Here is a 15,740-nt window from a genome sequence, read left to right as displayed (position 1 = left end):
AGTCGGATTTTACTTGTATGAAAAGACAGTTCCCGAGTTCGGAACTGCCTTTTATTGTTTATTTTACTTTTGCACCGTTTGGCAAAGCGTCACTTGCTTCGATGATGCGCAGTTCGCCGGCTTTTTCGCCGGATAGAATCATGCCTTCGCTCATAAGTCCGCGAAGTTTGACTGGTTTTAGATTAGAAACCACTATGACTTTTTTGCCGATTAATTCTTCTGGTTCGTAGAATTCGGCAATTCCTGATAATACTTGGCGGAGTTTGCCTTCACCAAGGTCTAATTGGAAGCATAATAGTTTGTCGGCTTTTTTTACTTTCTCGACTTGCTTTACTTCACCGACGCGAAGATCGATTTTGTCGAAATCCTCGATGCCGATTTCTGGTGTTTCTAGCGCCACTACGGTTGGTTCTGGTTCAGCTGCTGGAGCCGGTGCGGTTGCTTTCATTTGTTCTTGAATGTACGCTACTTCTTCCGCCGCGTCTAAGCGTGGGAAAATCGGTGTTCCTTTTGCGACTACTTTTGTGCCGGTTGGGATTTTGCCGTAGCCTGAGATCGACGCCCAGTCTTTTAGCGACTCGTCCTCTACACCAAGCTGTGTAAAAATGCCTTCTGGACATTGTGTCAAGAATGGTTTTAACATAACCGCAATAATACGCAAATTCTCTGCTAAGTGGGTCATAACGCTCGCTAATTCGTCGCGTTTGTCATCTTCTTTGGCCAATACCCATGGCGCTGTTTCGTCGATATATTTATTTGTACGGCTTACTAAAGTCCAAAGTTGAGACAGCACTACTGAAAATTGCATTGTTTCGATATTGGTTTCGTATTCTTTTAATACATTGTCTTTAAAAGTCTCTAACTCCGCATCAAAAGGTGTTACATGGCCTTGATACGCTGGAATTTCGCCGTCAAAGTATTTATTTATCATCGCCACTGTCCGATTTAATAAGTTGCCAAGGTCATTTGCCAAGTCATAGTTTACGCGGTCCACAAAGTCTTCTGGCGTGAATAAGCCGTCTGAGCCGAATGGAACTTCGCGCAGTAAGTAATAACGTACAGCATCTAAGCCGTAGCGGTCGATTAACATATATGGATCTACGACGTTTCCTTTTGATTTCGACATTTTGCCGTCTTTCATTAGAATCCAGCCGTGTCCGAAAATTTTCTTCGGTAATGGCAAATCTAGTGCCATCAAAATGATTGGCCAATAAATCGTATGGAAGCGGACAATTTCTTTTCCGATAATTTGAACGTCTGCTGGCCAGTATTTGTTGAAGTTCGTCTCATCATCCGAACCATAGCCAAGTGCTGTAATGTAGTTGGACAACGCGTCAATCCATACGTAAACAACATGTTTTGCATCGCCAGGCACTTTAATTCCCCAATCAAAAGTAGTTCGGGAAACGGCTAAATCTTCTAGACCCGGTTTGATGAAATTGTTAATCATTTCGTTTTTGCGTGATTCTGGTAAGATAAATTCTGGATTGTCGTTATAATAAGCCAATAAACGGTCTGCGTATTTGCTCATACGGAAGAAATACGACTCTTCTTTCACTAGCTCCACTTCATTCCCGCTCGGCGCTTTCCCGCCAATGACTTTACCATTTTCATCACGATAAACTTCTTCTAATTGTGTTTCCGTGAAATATTCCTCATCAGAAACAGAATACCAGCCCTCATATTGACCTAAGTATATATCGCCTTGATCCAATAACTTTTGGAAAATTTTCGCAACACCATCTTTATGACGCGGCTCCGTTGTACGAATAAAATCCGTATTCGAAATCTCAAGCTTCTCCCAAAGCTCTTTAAACCCAGCAGCGATGTCATCTACATAGCTTTGCGGTGATACATTTTGCTCCTCCGCTTTTTGCTGAATTTTTTGGCCGTGCTCGTCCGTTCCAGTTAAATAGAACACATCGAATCCACGCAGACGTTTATAACGCGCCATCGCATCCCCTGCAACCGTTGTATATGCGTGTCCGATATGCGCCTTTCCACTTGGATAATAAATTGGCGTTGTAAGATAAAATGTATTATTCTCTTTTGGCAAACTAATCCTCTCCCATTCCTCCGCCGAAATTTCTGTTTTCCGGTGTTAAATTCACAATTACCTTCTATTATATCATTTTATCGCCAAAACAAAATACTATGTGCCCAAAAAAATATTATTGTGCAAAATCTAACAAAGAATGAAAGTTGGCAATTGCGCAACTTTTGTTTCAGGAATCGCATAATATAGCCATTTGTAGCGCATTTTCTTAAGAAATATGATTTTTTTTGTATTAATTGCTATTTTCGTCTAGCTTTCCTAGGAAATTCTTGGTATTATATATAGTAGACCACATAGATAGGAGGTAAGAAAATGAAATCTACAGGTATGGTAAGAAAAATTGACGAACTAGGACGTATTGTAATCCCAGTTGAAATTCGTCGTAACCTAGGCGTTGCTGTGAAAGATGCTTTAGAAATTTATATCAATGAAGATGAAATTATTCTAAAGAAATATACAGCTAGCAACCTTTGTGACATCACTGGTGAATTTTCCGATCAAAACAAACAAGTTGTTGACGGTAAATTAACACTTAGCCGTGATGGTGCTGAGAAATTAGTAGCTGACATCCGTCGTCAATTCGGCGATGATATCTAAGCCTACAACTAAAGAAAGTATCCTATTTGAAAGCGTGCTAGCCTCAAATAGGATGCTTTTTTGTTTGGGTTCTTACGAAGCGTACTCTGCTTCGTTAGAACCCAAATATAAGCGTGAGCGCAGCGATGGGTTAATCCTCCCCGTTCTCTTCGCCAAGCACGATGTATAAATAAAAACACACTTATCCTTAAAAGAAAACCCATCAAATTTCGCTCCAGTTCCTACAAAGCGCAGCGATGAATCAATCCCCCTAATCCTCAATCACCACAAAAGACGTCAACCCAGATATCTTCGCATCCTTCCCACTACTCCTAAACACAAAAATATCCGAAAAATAAACCTTCTTCCCACGTTTATCCGTAACAGTCCCATGTGCCGACCCACCTTTGCCATGAGTTAACAACGACTGAATCTCAAGCGTACTAATCGGCTGAGCATGCGCTGCGAGTTCTTTAATGAATTCTTGACGCCCTTCTATTTGAAATTCACCTGGAACCGTCCAAACAAAGTCTTCCTCTAGCACTGCCTCCAAATCAGCTTGGTTTGCAGTAGCACTTGCTATCAAATAGTCACGAATCATCCGTTTTTTCGGAGCATTCTCACATTCAAAATCACAAATAACTGCGAAATCTTTCGATAAGGATTCATCTGATTGGAACCCCATTCCCTGTTCTGTCAATGCTTCCCGCAAAATCTTAATAGCTTTTGGACCGACTCCATGAATTTTTAGTAATGTTGGCTCATCCATTGCTGCGACTTGCTCCAGCATTGTTACACCGATGTTTTGTAGTGCGTTTGTAGCTGGTTTGCCGATGTTTGGTAAGTTTGTCATTAGAAATTCCTCCTTTACTTCTGTATTCCCAATTATAGCTCGTGATATGCTTGGTATACTTCACGTTTTGGAAGTTGGCGGGTTTTCATGACTTGCTTGATGGCTTCTTTGGAGGACAGGTTTTCTGCTTCCATCACCTGTTCGACGTGCTCCTTGATTGTGATACTTTCCCACCAAATTTCTTCGTCCTCATTTGGCGCTTCTTCATTTCCTTCCACAATGATGCAAAATTCACCCCTTATTTCGGTTTCTTTTGCCCATTCTAGCGCTTCTTCTACCGTTCCTCGTAAAAATTCTTCATATTTCTTGGTTAATTCGCGGCATAAGACGATTTTGCGAGTCGTTCCTAGCGTTTTTACCATCGCTTTTAAAACTTCTTTTAGGCGGTGTGGCGATTCGTAGATGATCCATGTTTCTTCACGGCACGCTAGTTTGTTCAGCGCTTCTTCGCGGTCTTTGTTGCTGCGTGGCAGAAAGCCATAGAAATAGAACGGTTGTGGTGTTAGACCTGATGCGATAAGGGCGGTCAATGCGGCGTTGGCTCCTGGTAAAGGAACAACTGTGATGCCTGCTTCGATGGCAGCGCCAACTAGTTCATAACCTGGGTCGGAAATACAAGGCATGCCAGCGTCACTTACGACGGCGATTGTTGTGCCGGTTTGTAGTTTTTCGATGAGCTCGTCTTGACGGGTTGTTTTGTTATGTTCGTGATAGCTGACCATTTTTGTATGTATCTCGAAATGATTGAGTAGCTTAATGGTGTTACGCGTGTCCTCAGCGGCAATTAAATCCACTTCTTGCAAAATACGAATGGCGCGCATCGTGATGTCTTCGAGGTTGCCGATTGGCGTTGGAACTAGATATAACAGGCCTTGGCCATTCTCTGTTTCGGCAAAACTTTTCTGGCTTTTCATTGGGTTTTCACTCCTTATTTTCTTGTAGATAGCTGTCTTTTTTCGCACGTGGTAATTTCTTGAAGGCGGCTTCGGCTTTGGTGGCCTCCGAACGTGTCGCGAAACATTCGGAATGGATGACGTGCACGGGACGTCTGTTTCGGGTGTATTTGCAACGGATTCCCGCGTTATGTTCGGCTTCGCGGCGCGCTACATCCGTCGTATAACCGCCATAATAAGAACCGTCTTTACATTGCAATACATAGAAATAATGTGCGTCACTCTTTGCCATAAAGCAGCTCCCTCACTTGTTTAGAATACTCGCCATCTTCGTTTTGGACGATAGTTGGTGGCAAGTATTTGATGCCCGGTTTGCCGCCCTTCACACCTTCTATCAAAATGGTATTAGCCTCGCGTTCCACACGTGGATGTACAAATTGGATGCGTTTCGGTTCCAGTCCATATTCACGCATAATATCAATGATTTCAAGCAAGCGTTCGGGACGGTGAACGAAGCTTGCTTTTCCGCCTTGCTTCAACAGTTTCGCGGATACTTGAATGCAATCACGCAACGTGCAATGCACTTCATGACGGGCAATTCGCAAATGCTCGTTTTCATTTTTTATCGCCGTTGTATCGAGCGCGAAATACGGCGGATTACACATTACAAAGCTGTTCTTCTCTCTGCCAAGCACCGGCACAACATCCCGCAAATCATATTGCAAAATTTCAATTTGGGCAGTTAAATCATTGTACGCTACGCTCCGGCGCGCCATATCTGCGAGTCGTTCTTGAATCTCCACACCGATGATTGGCGCTTTTGTGCGCGAACTAATCAATAACGGAATAATCCCGTTTCCACTACATAAATCGATGATGGGACCTTTTTGATACGGAATGTAGGCGAATCGTGCCAGTAGCACCGCATCAAGTGAAAAGGAAAACACGGATGGGCTCTGGATAATCCGCAGGCCTTCTGCCAATAAATGATCTAATCGCTCGTCTCCAACTAACATATTCTAAACCTCTCTTAATAAAAAGGCTCTCCCACAAAAATGAGAAAGCCGCTGTTTATTTTTTATTTAATAACGACATGCAGAAAAGGCAATCTTCGTCGTTTCCGCGTGGACTTCCAAAATGGACGTTGCAAATGTGGAAGCCTTCTTTATATAGTTTGACTAGATTATCGTAACCTTCGCCAACTTCAATCATTTGTCGCATCGCTTCTTTACGGGCTGGCGCCATTGCACCAAGCGCTTGTTCGGCTGGGACTTTGCTGACATGTTCATTTCCGTCCAGCTCTTCTAAGCGGCGACGCAAGTGTTCATTTTCTAAATTCAGACGGTTGTTTTCTTCTAAAATCTCGCCTAAATTGTGTTTTAAATCACCAAGTTGTTGGTATAACTCACCGATTTGTTCTTCCATATTGCTGACTGTATCGAAAAGTGCTTTTTTGTCCATGGTTTGTCACCTCAAGACTTCGCTGGTGTTTTTGAAAAAGCATTGAAAGGACGTAATTCTTCTAATGCGTATTCAATAACCGCTTCTTGATCTGGTAGTCTCACTTGCATAAGACGGCTCAGTAGATTAATGCCGACAACGCGTGCTTTACCATCTGGTGTCACAACGCTTTGACCAACATCCGGCATCTCTTTTTTCGCCGCTTCGTATTCATCATTCTCATATTTCAAGCAACACATTAAACGACCGCAAAGTCCAGAAATCTTCGTCGGATTAAGCGACAAGTTCTGATCTTTCGCCATCTTAATAGATACTGGTTCAAAATCGCCTAAAAATGTCGAACAGCAAAGCATCCGGCCACATGGACCAACACCGCCAAGCAGTTTGGCTTCATCGCGCACACCGATTTGGCGTAACTCGATTCGCGTCCGGAAGATTGACGCCAAGTCCTTCACGAGTTCACGGAAATCGACGCGTCCTTCTGCTGTAAAGTAAAAGATGATTTTGTTGCGATCAAATGTATAATCGACATCAACTAAATTCATCTCGATTTTGTGTTCATGAATCTTCTCATCACACAATAAAAACGCGCGCTGACATGATGCTGCATTTTCTTCCACACATTTATAATCAGCGTCTGTCGCTACACGAATTACACGTTTTAGAGGTAATACAACATCTTCTTCGTCTACATCGCGTGGTGCAATGACTGCTTTTCCAAATTCAATGCCTTGTGCATTTTCAACAATAACGCCTTGACCCTCTTTAATCGTGAGTTTCTCAGGCGAAAAATAATATATTTTACCGGCTTCTTTAAAACGAACGCCTACGATTTTTGGCAATTGGACTACCTCCCTTGAATTTTCAATACGAGTTGTTCCATCAATAGTTGGGTATTCATATTGGAATCTAGTTTGCGCTTAGCATCTAGAATACATTCCATCTCAGCGGTTGTATCAGTCAATGATTTCCGCAATATGCCTTGCTTTAGTAACTGTTCTTGCTCCATGCAAATCGGCTTGTAATCCTCGTTTAACGATAAATGCAAACGGTCGCGATAAAGTAATATCAACAGTTCCAAGCCAAGATGTAGCTGTGACTTGTCCTTAAAAACTGGCATCCACGCTTCTTGAATGAGCAAAATCGGATCAACACCTTGATGATGCAAGCCTTCATAAAGCTTCACCGTCACATTGCGCGCCTCGCCAAACCACTCATCTTCATTCCAAATGAGCGCCTGTTCCGTATTTCCTGCAACACTCGCTAGTACGCGTGCCTTCTGTTCCGAAATTCCTTGCGCCATCAAATCATTCACAAAAGCATCAAACGGCAAAGCCCGAAAGCTCACCGGCTGCAAGCGCGATTGGATTGTTGGCAAAATTTGCTGCGGATTGGCTGTCAAAAATAAAATCAACATCCCTCCGTCTGGTTCTTCTATAAATTTAAGTAAGGAATTGGCAGATTGAACCGTCATCTTATCCGCGCTATCGATAATCAGAACTTTACGATCCGATTCCATACCGCGCTTGGCCAGCTCTTGCTTCAATTCTCGTACTTGATCGATTTTGATACTATTACCGTCTGGTTCTAGCCAATGAACATCGGGGTGGTTGTCGCTTTCAATTCGCAAACAGTTATTACATGTACCACAAGCCAGTTCATCGTCGCTTTTCTCTAGGCAAAAACGTGTTTGAGCCAGCCATTTCGCTGTACGTTTCTTCCCAGTTCCGCGCCCGCCTTCTAACAAATAACCATGTGCTAGTCGGTCCGTTGTAATGCTTTTGGTGAATAGCTGCATCGCGATTGGTTGCATCGATAGCAAATCTGCTTGTCGTCCCACGAAAAAACCCCTCCAATCATTTCTCTACATTATAACATGACGGGCAAGGTTGTGGCGCTAATTTTGCTAAAAAAATGGTTAAAATTCTTCGCCGCGCATAATTGCTAGCACACGCGTGTTTGGAATATAGCGCTTTATTTCGCGTAATTTGGCGTACGTATCAAGGTCATTCGTGTATTCCGCCAACTGCATTGCCACGGCACTACTTCTACTCACACCAGCGTTACAATGCACGACAATCTGACTTATTTCTGAAAACTGGTCTACAAAATCATGAATCATCTCGGCATGTTTTTTATTAAAAAGGACCATTTCGTCAGACTCCTTCTTACTGAGCCCCCAATAATCGTCTTCTTCGTTAATGTCATTGAAATGCACTTCTAGCACGCCTTGATATTTACCAGGGTCTTGAAGAGGTGCGAATGTTTTATCTTTATCGGCAATCCGAATCATAATTGGATTTTTGCCGATTGGTTTAAAAGAGGTCGCAATAACTTCTGGTAAAGCGATGATGGGCAATGTATATGGATCAAAGTCAATTTCGCGACGTTTCTCGTTAATATAATTAGCCACTGTTTTCACGCTCCTATTTTCGAACGGCTTTTTCACTCCCTTTCATTCTAGCATTAATTGTCCGATTACCCTACTGTTAACGCCTTCTGTTTGTGCCCTTTTTCACTTTGTTCGAAACAGACAAACTATTTCTAAAGTTTATGTAAAACGCCTAAGGAAATCCATTTCACGGCATGCTATATTTAAAAGGCAAAAAGGGAAGCGTTTTCTTTTTCACATAAAATTAAAGCGCTTACTCGTAAAATACAAAGAGGAAGTGATGGTATGGATGACGCGCAGCTAGAGAAGTATCGGTCTCGCGGGTACAGTGATGACCTGCTACCGAAAACAGAGGAAAAACGGACATGGGGTACGTTTAACTATTTCACATTGTGGATGGGTTCTGTACATAACGTTCCAAACTACGTCGCGGTTGGTGGATTTCTAATTCTCGGATTATCAACGGTGAGTATTATGGCGGCCATTGTTGTTAGTGCTTTCATTATTGCAGCGGTAATGGTCCTAAATGGAGCGGCTGGTTCTAAGTACGGCGTACCATTTGCAATGATCTTACGGGCTTCTTACGGGGTTCGGGGCGCACTTTTCCCAGGCATCTTACGGGGATGTGTCGCCGCAATTATGTGGTTCGGCTTACAATGTTACGCTGGATCGCTCGCTTTCTTAATTCTAATCGGCAAAATTTGGCCTGGTTTCTTGGAAATTGGCGGCGGCGTTAGTATTTTAGGGATTACGATTCCTGGACTTATCGCCTTCTTGATTTTCTGGGCGGTCAACGTTGCTATTGGATTTGGCGGTGGCGGTGTTTTAAATAAGTTTACCGCGATTCTAAATCCTTGTATTTACATCGTTTTTGGTGGAATGGCGATCTGGGCAATTTACTTGGCTGGATTCGGCAATATCGTTCATTATGTGCCGGCGAATGTGCAGACTGGCGGGAATTCGTTGTTCTTATTCCTAGTCGTAATTAACGCGGTTGTTGCTGTTTGGGCGGCTCCAGCGGTTAGTGCTTCTGACTTCACCCAAAACGCGAAAAGCTTCAAAGCACAAGCAACTGGACAAACGTTCGGACTTGCCGTTGCTTACGTATTGTTCGCTGTAGCTAGTGTTTGTATTTTGGCTGGCGCAAGCATTCATTACGGTACAGAAACTTGGAACGTGCTTGATATCGTGCAGAAATGGGATAGCTTGTTTGCTTCGATTTTTGCAGTATTGGTTATTTTGATGACGACGATTTCGACGAATGCCACAGGGAACATTATTCCAGCGGGTTATCAGATTGCCGCGATTTTCCCGAAAAAATTGACGTATAAACATGGCGTTATGATTGCAAGTATTATTAGTGTTCTTATTTGCCCTTGGAAACTGATGGAAAACCAAGCAAGTATTTATTTGTTCCTCGATATTATTGGCGGTATTTTAGGACCTGTTATCGGCGTGATGTTGGCGCATTACTTTATCATTATGAAGCGCAATATTAATTTGGATAGCCTTTACACAGAACCCGGACAATTTTCGTACTATAAAAACGGCTTTAATTCACTGGCTTTTGTTGTCACGATTGTGGCGGTTATCGTATCGCTAAGCGGTAAGTTCATCCCAGTGCTAGAACCAGTTTCCAGACTATCTTGGTTTGTCGGTGTCATTGTCGCTTTCGGCGCTTATGCGTTCTTCGCCTCCCTGCACCGCAAGAAAAATCCCTCATTTTACGAAGACACAACCGAAAAATTAGAAACAGAAGTTAATATTTAAAAAAATAGGAGTTGAAGGAAAAATGAGTTATGATTTAATTATCAAAAACGGACAAGTAATTTTGGACACAGAGGCAGTAGTGACAGACGTAGCAGTAACAAACGGCAAAATTGTGGCAATCGGCGCAGATCTTGGCGAAGCAAAAGAAGTCATTGATGCAAGTGGTCTTGTCGTATCTCCAGGTATGGTTGACGCGCATGTGCATATCTCCGAACCCGGTCGTACAGAATGGGAAGGCTATGAAACAGGTACAAAAGCAGCTGCAAAAGGTGGCGTGACGTCATTCATCGAAATGCCGTTAAACCAGCTTCCAGCAACGATTGACCGCGAATCGTTACAATTGAAATTTGATGCTGCAAAAGGCAAACTTAGCGTCGATGTAGCACTTTTTGGTGGGCTCGTTCCGCATAACTTAGACCGACTTCACGAACTAAACGAAGATGGCGTTGCAGCTTACAAATGCTTCTTAGCAACGTGTGGCTTTGACGGCGTAGACAATGACTTCCGTAACGTTGACGACTATTCCTTCTTCGCTGGCATGCAAAAAATCGCCAAAATGAACAAAATTTTAGCAATCCATGCCGAAAATGCGTTAATCTGCGATGAATTAGGCAAAGTCGCACAAGCAGAAGGCAAAACATCGGCTAAAGATTACGTGGCATCACGCCCTGTTTTCACAGAAGTAGAAGCCGTGCGTCGCGCCATTTACCTTGCTAAAATCGCAGGTTGCCAAATCCACATTTGTCACTTAAGCACTCCAGAAGGCGTAGAAGAAGTAACCCGCGCCCGCAACGAAGGCCAAAAAGTGACATGTGAATCTTGTACTCACTACTTCGCAATCGACGAAGAGCAGTTCGAAAGCATTGGTACAACAGCAAAATGCGCACCACCATTACGCGATAAAGCGAATCAAGAACGTCTTTGGGAGAAATTGTTCGCCGGTGAAATCGATTTCGTAACATCCGATCACTCCCCTTGTCCTCCAGATATGAAAATCGGTAATGCCTTCACAGCTTGGGGCGGCATTGCAGGACTTCAAAATAACGTGGACATCATGTTCGACGAAGCCGTACAAAAACGCGGCATGACATTGACACAATTCGCAAAACTTATCGCCTCTAATCCGGCTGATCTGTATCAACTAAACAACAAAGGACATATCGCGATTGGCAAAGACGCCGACTTCGCGCTAATCCAACCAAATGCGCCATACACATTGGCTGCTGAAGACCTAGAATACCGTCACAAAGTCAGCCCATATATCGGACGCACCATTGGCGCACAAGTCGTAACAACAATCCTACGTGGTTCGGTGATTTACGACAAAGAAAACGGTGTTCGCGATACACACGAAGGCGCGTTTGTTCTTCAAAATGCGAAAGAAACCGTTCAATAAGGAGTTAAAAAAAAGCCTGATATATAGCTAAGTTCGCACAAAATAAGCAGAACACCACGGGTCTATTTCTCGGGTAAGACGTGTTCTCTGCTATACACAAATCGAGCGAAAGCGTTTGTATTCAGGAAGTTTGGTGGAAGCCGGAAGCGGAGCATACTTGGGTATGTGAGAACCGGAAGTCCGCCAAACTTTTTGAATGCGAGCGCTTGTCGCCGATTTATTTGGGTTATGCACCAATCTCTTTTTTTATTGCTGTGAGGGGCTAAAATTGCTATACTTAGGTTAGAAATAACGTTTATTGGAGGCCAGATATGAGCGTAACGACGCAGTTTCGAAAAGGTGCGCTAGATATGTGTGTGCTTTTTATTTTGCAGACAGATGATTTTTATGGGTATGATTTGACGCAGCAAATAAAAAAACATATACCGATTACCGAAAGTACGTTGTATCCGCTTTTGCGTCGGCTTGTGAAAGACGGATATTGTGCGACGTATACGGTGGAATCGCCGAATGGACCGCAACGTAAGTATTATCACATTACGCATCAAGGTCGCGTTTTTTTAAAGGAAACATTGAAGGAATGGGACGAATTCACAGCGAGTATCGAAGCATTACGAAAGGAGATAAAACCGCATGAATAGAAGCGAATTCTTGGAGACATTGCAACACGGACTGCGCTCACTGCCAGTTGAGGAACGAGAAAGCATTATCAACGATTTAGACGAGCATATTGCTGTTAGTTTGGAGAATGGCGTGAGTGAAGCCGAGGCGATTGCATTATTAGGCCAGCCAGCTGATATCATCGCGCAATACGTGCACGGAGACATCACCGAACCGAAACGCGAACAAGCGCCGGTGATACAAAAACCAGTCGTTGCACCAACGCAAACGGAGGCTCCGCCAGAAAAACCTACTTCTAAACAAGTATCTCCGTTTAAAATTGTTTTGATTGCGGGTATGTGTTTTATTATATTGATGCTGTTATTAGACGCATTAGACTAAAAACCAGAGGCCATGGTGATGTGGCTTCTGGTTTTTAAAATGAAAGTAAAAGATACATCGCCACACAAAAATCCCCACTCTACATCAGAACGGGGATTTTCTTTCGTTATTAATTCTCGTTATAAAATTTCAACGCCGCTTGTGCTGCTTCGCCTTTTGCGATTTTGCCGCCGTGGAATGTGATCGAAGCCTCTAGTGCGTTTAGTGTGTGTAGGACGTTTTCTTTGCGGCTGCTAAAGCCCATGTTGCCGATACGCCAAATCTTGCCGGCTAGTGAACCGAATGAGCTTGCGATTTCAACGCCGTAGTGATGTAATAGCGTTGCGCGAACAGCTTCTCCGTCTAGTCCTTCTGGGATGTTTACGCATGTCACGGTTGGCATTTTGCTGGACATGTCGCCGAATAGGGTTAAGCCCATCGCGTTCAAGCCTGTCATCATTGCTTTCTCATGTTTGCGGTGGCGAGCGAAGCGGTTTTCTAAGCCTTCTTCGTGGACGATGCGCAAACCTTCGCGTAGTGCGTAAATCATCGATGTCATTTCTGTATGGTGGTTGATATGTTTTGGTCCCCAGTATTGTTGAATTTGGCTAAGGTCAAGGTAGTTACTTGAAATGAAGCGGTCATTTCGAACGTCTTTTGTTAGGCCTAATTCTACTTGGTAGCGAGATGCTAGGATTTTTTCTACTTTATCGTTGTATGTGACTGGTGCCATACCGGTTGGGACGCTCAGACATTTCTGGGTTCCGGCTACGGCGATATCTACGCCCCACGCATCTGTTTGGAAGTCTGCGCCTGTGAATGTAGCTACGGCATCAACCATGAACAGCACGTCGTTTTCTTTACAGAATAAGCCGATTTCTTTCAGGTCTTGCATTTGGCCTGTCGATGTTTCGCCGTGCACCATGATTAGCATTTTTGGATTGTATGCTTTTATTTCGTCAATGACTGTTTTTGGATCAAAAATGGTGCCCCACTCTTGTTCGATTATTTTCACTTGGGCACCGGCACGCTGGGCAAGTTCTGCCATTAAATAGCCAAAACGGCCAAAAGCGGGAACGAGTACTTTGTCACCGTGTTCGATAATGCCGCAAACCGCTGCTTCTAGTCCTGCGCGCGCTGTTCCATCAACGGCTAACGCCCATTCATTATCTGTTTGGAATGGCATTTTTAGCAGGTCGGTAACGTCTTGCATTAACGCAAAAAATTCCGGATCATATTGTCCTAGAATCGGTGTACTCATTGCTCGTAATACGCGTGGCTCCGCCTCAACGGGCCCTGGGGTCATAATTGTCCGAATGGAAGCTTGTAGTTCTTTTACCATCTTTAGTTCCTCCTTAAGTTATCTCTGATTCGAAAAGAGCGGTCAGCCGTATTATGTACACTAATTCACAACTGTTTTGAAAATGCACACACTCTCCAGTGACCGACCGCCTTAATAGCTATGCTCTACCTATATTTTAAAATATTTTGAAATCGGAAACATTAGCTAGATAGCACGAAAAGACAGTTATGTTTTGTCCATAGTAGCCAAAAATTTCTAACGACAAACGGGGCTTTTGTATAGTACAATGAGGATAGAAAGTAAGCGCAACCACGTTGTTCATCTGTAAAATGAGGGGGTTTTAAAATGACAACAATGTCCGAACTACTACTGACGCCAAGGTTTTCTAATATTGAAGTGATAAATGAGGCTGCGAATTTAGATAATGTGGTCGATACGATTGAGATTTCAGAGACGCCAGATGTTGTCGCTTATTTACCTAAAAACACGTTTTTGTTAACAACGGCGATGGCTTTTCAAAATGATCCAGAAGCGTTGTGCAAATTGATTGAAGACTTGCATCGTTTACCTGCTGCTGGGCTTGGTATAAAGCTTGGTCGGTTTATTGATAAGTTAGATCCGATGGTGATTGAGACGGCGAATCGGTTAGGGTTTCCTATTTTGCGGATTCCGCTGACGGTGACGCTAGGAACGATTTCGCACCAGTTGTTGTCTTATATTTGGGATCATCAAACGGAGAAGTTCCATTATGCGATTGATATTCAGCAGAAGTTTTCGAAAATGATGATTAAGGGCGCCTCACTACAGTCTTTGATTCAGAATTTGGGCGGGATTTTGAAGCGGCCTGTTTTGCTAGTGAATCCGTTTTTGGAGGTCGTGGCAAGTACGCAACATTTTAAGCAGGCGGGTTATGCTGCGAAATTGGATGAGATTCAGGATCGATTGAAAAAGACGCCTGAGCTGGCGACGGAGTTGACGTTTTTATTAGACAATGATTCGCTACTCATTTCGGTTTTCCCGGTGAAAGTAACGACGTATTATCCGTATTTCTTGGTTATTTTGAAGGCGGATCAGATTCCGTACCCTTACTCTCAGCTCGCGATTGAGCAAGCGAACACGATTATTTCGTTTACGATTTATAAAAATCAGAAGTTGGCGGAGAGTAATCGGACGTTGCGCGGTAAATTTTTCACGAAGTTGTTGCAAAAAGGTGAGGATAACGCGGAATACACGCGGAACTTGCTAGACTATGGGAAAAGTTATGGGTTGCTGCCCTCGGATTACTATCGGTGCTTGGTTGCTGGTATTGACGAGAGTTCGATGGCTTTGAAAAATGCGACGTTGCAAGAGGAAGTTTATTCGTTGACATATGAGTGGTTGGAGCGGGAATTGCATCGGAATTTCGAGAATGCGTTGATATTCCCACATCCGACGGAAGATAAGTTTATTATTTTGTTGCAACAATATGAGGCAGATTTGAAGGCAAAATTAGTGGCGATTCAAACATCGCTTGACCGGCTATTCCCGATTTCGATTTCATTTGCGGCGGGTAATGAGGTGTATGAGACGGCGTCGATTCATTATTCGTATATGGAAGCTGTGGATACGTATCGGCAAAGTGAGAAGGATCATTATCATTCGTTTGTGCATTTTTATGAGTCGAAAGGGATTATGGAATTGATGCAGTTTATTCCAGTGGAGCAGATTCAGCATTTCTGTTTGTTTACGCTTAAGACACTGGCCTATCCGCAATCGGAGACACACCAAGAGTTGCGGCGGACGTTGCAAGTGTACTTGAGTTGTCAGTGCGAGATTACGGAGACGGCGAAACAGCTTTATATTCATCGGAATACGGTGAAGTATCGGATTGCGAAATGTGCGGCGCTGCTCGATCATCCGATTACGCATGCGGATTTTTCGCTGAAGTTGCGGCTCGCGTTGTTGTTGTCGGATAAGAAAGGTTGAGCATAAAAGCATACTACTTGTTTTCCCAATGGCGGGACTACGAGTAGCATGCTTTTTGTTTTTTTATCTGTTTTGATGAAGAAAAAATCATGGT

The 15,740-nt window shown here is 43.4% G+C and carries 16 protein-coding genes; 6 read left to right on the top strand and 10 right to left on the bottom strand.

Translation table 11 applies throughout. From position 1 onward, the window contains the following. Window positions 1-58: 58 nt before the first annotated feature. Window positions 59-2,056 carry a methionine--tRNA ligase gene (gene metG / locus EP57_RS15910; protein WP_036088356.1) on the bottom strand — a complete coding sequence of 666 codons (1,998 nt, stop codon included), beginning with the start codon at window positions 2,054-2,056 and terminating at the stop codon, window positions 59-61. 312 nt (window positions 2,057-2,368) lie between these two features. Between metG and EP57_RS15905 the strand changes: the two genes are divergently transcribed. Further along, window positions 2,369-2,653: an AbrB/MazE/SpoVT family DNA-binding domain-containing protein gene (locus EP57_RS15905; RefSeq protein ID WP_036060638.1), complete on the top strand. Its 285-nt coding sequence runs from the start codon at window positions 2,369-2,371 to the stop codon at window positions 2,651-2,653. Between the two features lie 250 nt (window positions 2,654-2,903). Here EP57_RS15905 and EP57_RS15900 read toward each other — a convergent pair whose 3' ends face one another. From EP57_RS15900 to EP57_RS15865, 8 genes are all read right to left on the bottom strand, one after another. Further along, on the bottom strand, window positions 2,904-3,485 hold the full coding sequence (locus EP57_RS15900) for a nuclear transport factor 2 family protein (protein ID WP_036088354.1): 582 nt from the start codon (window positions 3,483-3,485) through the stop codon (window positions 2,904-2,906). A 32-nt stretch (window positions 3,486-3,517) separates the two neighbouring features. Continuing rightward, window positions 3,518-4,399 (bottom strand): 16S rRNA (cytidine(1402)-2'-O)-methyltransferase, encoded by an 882-nt coding sequence (rsmI, locus tag EP57_RS15895; protein WP_036088353.1) that lies wholly within the window; start codon window positions 4,397-4,399, stop codon window positions 3,518-3,520. A gap of 7 nt (window positions 4,400-4,406) precedes the next feature. Next, window positions 4,407-4,670, bottom strand: coding sequence for a GIY-YIG nuclease family protein (locus tag EP57_RS15890; RefSeq protein WP_036088351.1), 264 nt, complete (start codon window positions 4,668-4,670; stop codon window positions 4,407-4,409). Then, a complete protein-coding gene (locus tag EP57_RS15885; protein WP_036088350.1) occupies window positions 4,657-5,394 on the bottom strand; it encodes a tRNA1(Val) (adenine(37)-N6)-methyltransferase in 738 nt (245 codons plus the stop codon). Before EP57_RS15885 ends, EP57_RS15890 begins: the two co-directional genes overlap by 14 nt. Window positions 5,395-5,449: 55 nt before the next feature. Continuing rightward, window positions 5,450-5,839, bottom strand: a complete 390-nt coding sequence (gene yabA / locus EP57_RS15880) for a DNA replication initiation control protein YabA (protein ID WP_036088349.1) — start codon at window positions 5,837-5,839, stop codon at window positions 5,450-5,452. Window positions 5,840-5,850: 11 nt separating this feature from the next. Next, a complete protein-coding gene (locus EP57_RS15875; protein ID WP_036088346.1) occupies window positions 5,851-6,681 on the bottom strand; it encodes a PSP1 domain-containing protein in 831 nt (276 codons plus the stop codon). 5 nt (window positions 6,682-6,686) lie between these two features. Beyond that, window positions 6,687-7,679 (bottom strand): DNA polymerase III subunit delta', encoded by a 993-nt coding sequence (holB, locus tag EP57_RS15870; protein ID WP_036088343.1) that lies wholly within the window; start codon window positions 7,677-7,679, stop codon window positions 6,687-6,689. A 78-nt stretch (window positions 7,680-7,757) separates the two neighbouring features. Further along, window positions 7,758-8,252 carry a dual specificity protein phosphatase family protein gene (locus EP57_RS15865; protein ID WP_036088341.1) on the bottom strand — a complete coding sequence of 165 codons (495 nt, stop codon included), beginning with the start codon at window positions 8,250-8,252 and terminating at the stop codon, window positions 7,758-7,760. Window positions 8,253-8,516: 264 nt separating this feature from the next. On the opposite strand from EP57_RS15865, the gene EP57_RS15860 reads away from it, so the two are divergent. From EP57_RS15860 to EP57_RS16605, 4 genes are all read left to right on the top strand, one after another. Then, window positions 8,517-10,001: an allantoin transporter gene (locus EP57_RS15860; RefSeq protein WP_052167730.1), complete on the top strand. Its 1,485-nt coding sequence runs from the start codon at window positions 8,517-8,519 to the stop codon at window positions 9,999-10,001. Window positions 10,002-10,023: 22 nt separating this feature from the next. Beyond that, window positions 10,024-11,397, top strand: coding sequence for an allantoinase AllB (gene allB, locus EP57_RS15855; RefSeq protein WP_036088339.1), 1,374 nt, complete (start codon window positions 10,024-10,026; stop codon window positions 11,395-11,397). A gap of 311 nt (window positions 11,398-11,708) precedes the next feature. Further along, window positions 11,709-12,038, top strand: a complete 330-nt coding sequence (locus EP57_RS15850; protein WP_036088336.1) for a PadR family transcriptional regulator — start codon at window positions 11,709-11,711, stop codon at window positions 12,036-12,038. Further along, a complete protein-coding gene (locus tag EP57_RS16605; RefSeq protein ID WP_052167729.1) occupies window positions 12,031-12,399 on the top strand; it encodes a DUF1700 domain-containing protein in 369 nt (122 codons plus the stop codon). Before EP57_RS15850 ends, EP57_RS16605 begins: the two co-directional genes overlap by 8 nt. A gap of 109 nt (window positions 12,400-12,508) precedes the next feature. On the opposite strand, the gene EP57_RS15840 is transcribed toward EP57_RS16605, so the two are convergent. Beyond that, entirely contained in the window at window positions 12,509-13,720 is a 1,212-nt protein-coding gene (locus tag EP57_RS15840; RefSeq protein ID WP_036088333.1) for a pyridoxal-phosphate-dependent aminotransferase family protein, read from the bottom strand. Window positions 13,721-14,026: 306 nt separating this feature from the next. On the opposite strand from EP57_RS15840, the gene EP57_RS15835 reads away from it, so the two are divergent. Next, complete coding sequence (locus EP57_RS15835; RefSeq protein ID WP_036088332.1) at window positions 14,027-15,646, top strand: PucR family transcriptional regulator; 1,620 nt, start codon at window positions 14,027-14,029, stop codon at window positions 15,644-15,646. The last annotated feature ends 94 nt before the right edge of the window (window positions 15,647-15,740 follow it).

The sequence above is a fragment of the Listeria booriae genome, assembly GCF_000766865.1.
In the GTDB taxonomy this organism is placed as follows: domain Bacteria; phylum Bacillota; class Bacilli; order Lactobacillales; family Listeriaceae; genus Listeria_A; species Listeria_A booriae.
The sequence above is the reverse complement of the archived record's forward strand: the minus strand, read 5'-3'. Positions and strand labels throughout refer to the sequence as shown.

Bases quoted from the DNA above. Each gene is read 5' to 3' on its own strand.
- EP57_RS15905 (WP_036060638.1), top strand. From the start codon at position 2,369: ATGAAATCTACAGGTATGGTAAGAAAAATTGACGAACTAGGACGTATT.
- EP57_RS15900 (WP_036088354.1), bottom strand. From the start codon at position 3,485: ATGACAAACTTACCAAACATCGGCAAACCAGCTACAAACGCACTACAA.
- rsmI (WP_036088353.1), bottom strand. From the start codon at position 4,399: ATGAAAAGCCAGAAAAGTTTTGCCGAAACAGAGAATGGCCAAGGCCTG.
- EP57_RS15890 (WP_036088351.1), bottom strand. From the start codon at position 4,670: ATGGCAAAGAGTGACGCACATTATTTCTATGTATTGCAATGTAAAGAC.
- EP57_RS15885 (WP_036088350.1), bottom strand. From the start codon at position 5,394: ATGTTAGTTGGAGACGAGCGATTAGATCATTTATTGGCAGAAGGCCTG.
- yabA (WP_036088349.1), bottom strand. From the start codon at position 5,839: ATGGACAAAAAAGCACTTTTCGATACAGTCAGCAATATGGAAGAACAA.
- EP57_RS15860 (WP_052167730.1), top strand. From the start codon at position 8,517: ATGGATGACGCGCAGCTAGAGAAGTATCGGTCTCGCGGGTACAGTGAT.
- allB (WP_036088339.1), top strand. From the start codon at position 10,024: ATGAGTTATGATTTAATTATCAAAAACGGACAAGTAATTTTGGACACA.
- EP57_RS15850 (WP_036088336.1), top strand. From the start codon at position 11,709: ATGAGCGTAACGACGCAGTTTCGAAAAGGTGCGCTAGATATGTGTGTG.
- EP57_RS16605 (WP_052167729.1), top strand. From the start codon at position 12,031: ATGAATAGAAGCGAATTCTTGGAGACATTGCAACACGGACTGCGCTCA.
- EP57_RS15840 (WP_036088333.1), bottom strand. From the start codon at position 13,720: ATGGTAAAAGAACTACAAGCTTCCATTCGGACAATTATGACCCCAGGG.
- EP57_RS15835 (WP_036088332.1), top strand. From the start codon at position 14,027: ATGACAACAATGTCCGAACTACTACTGACGCCAAGGTTTTCTAATATT.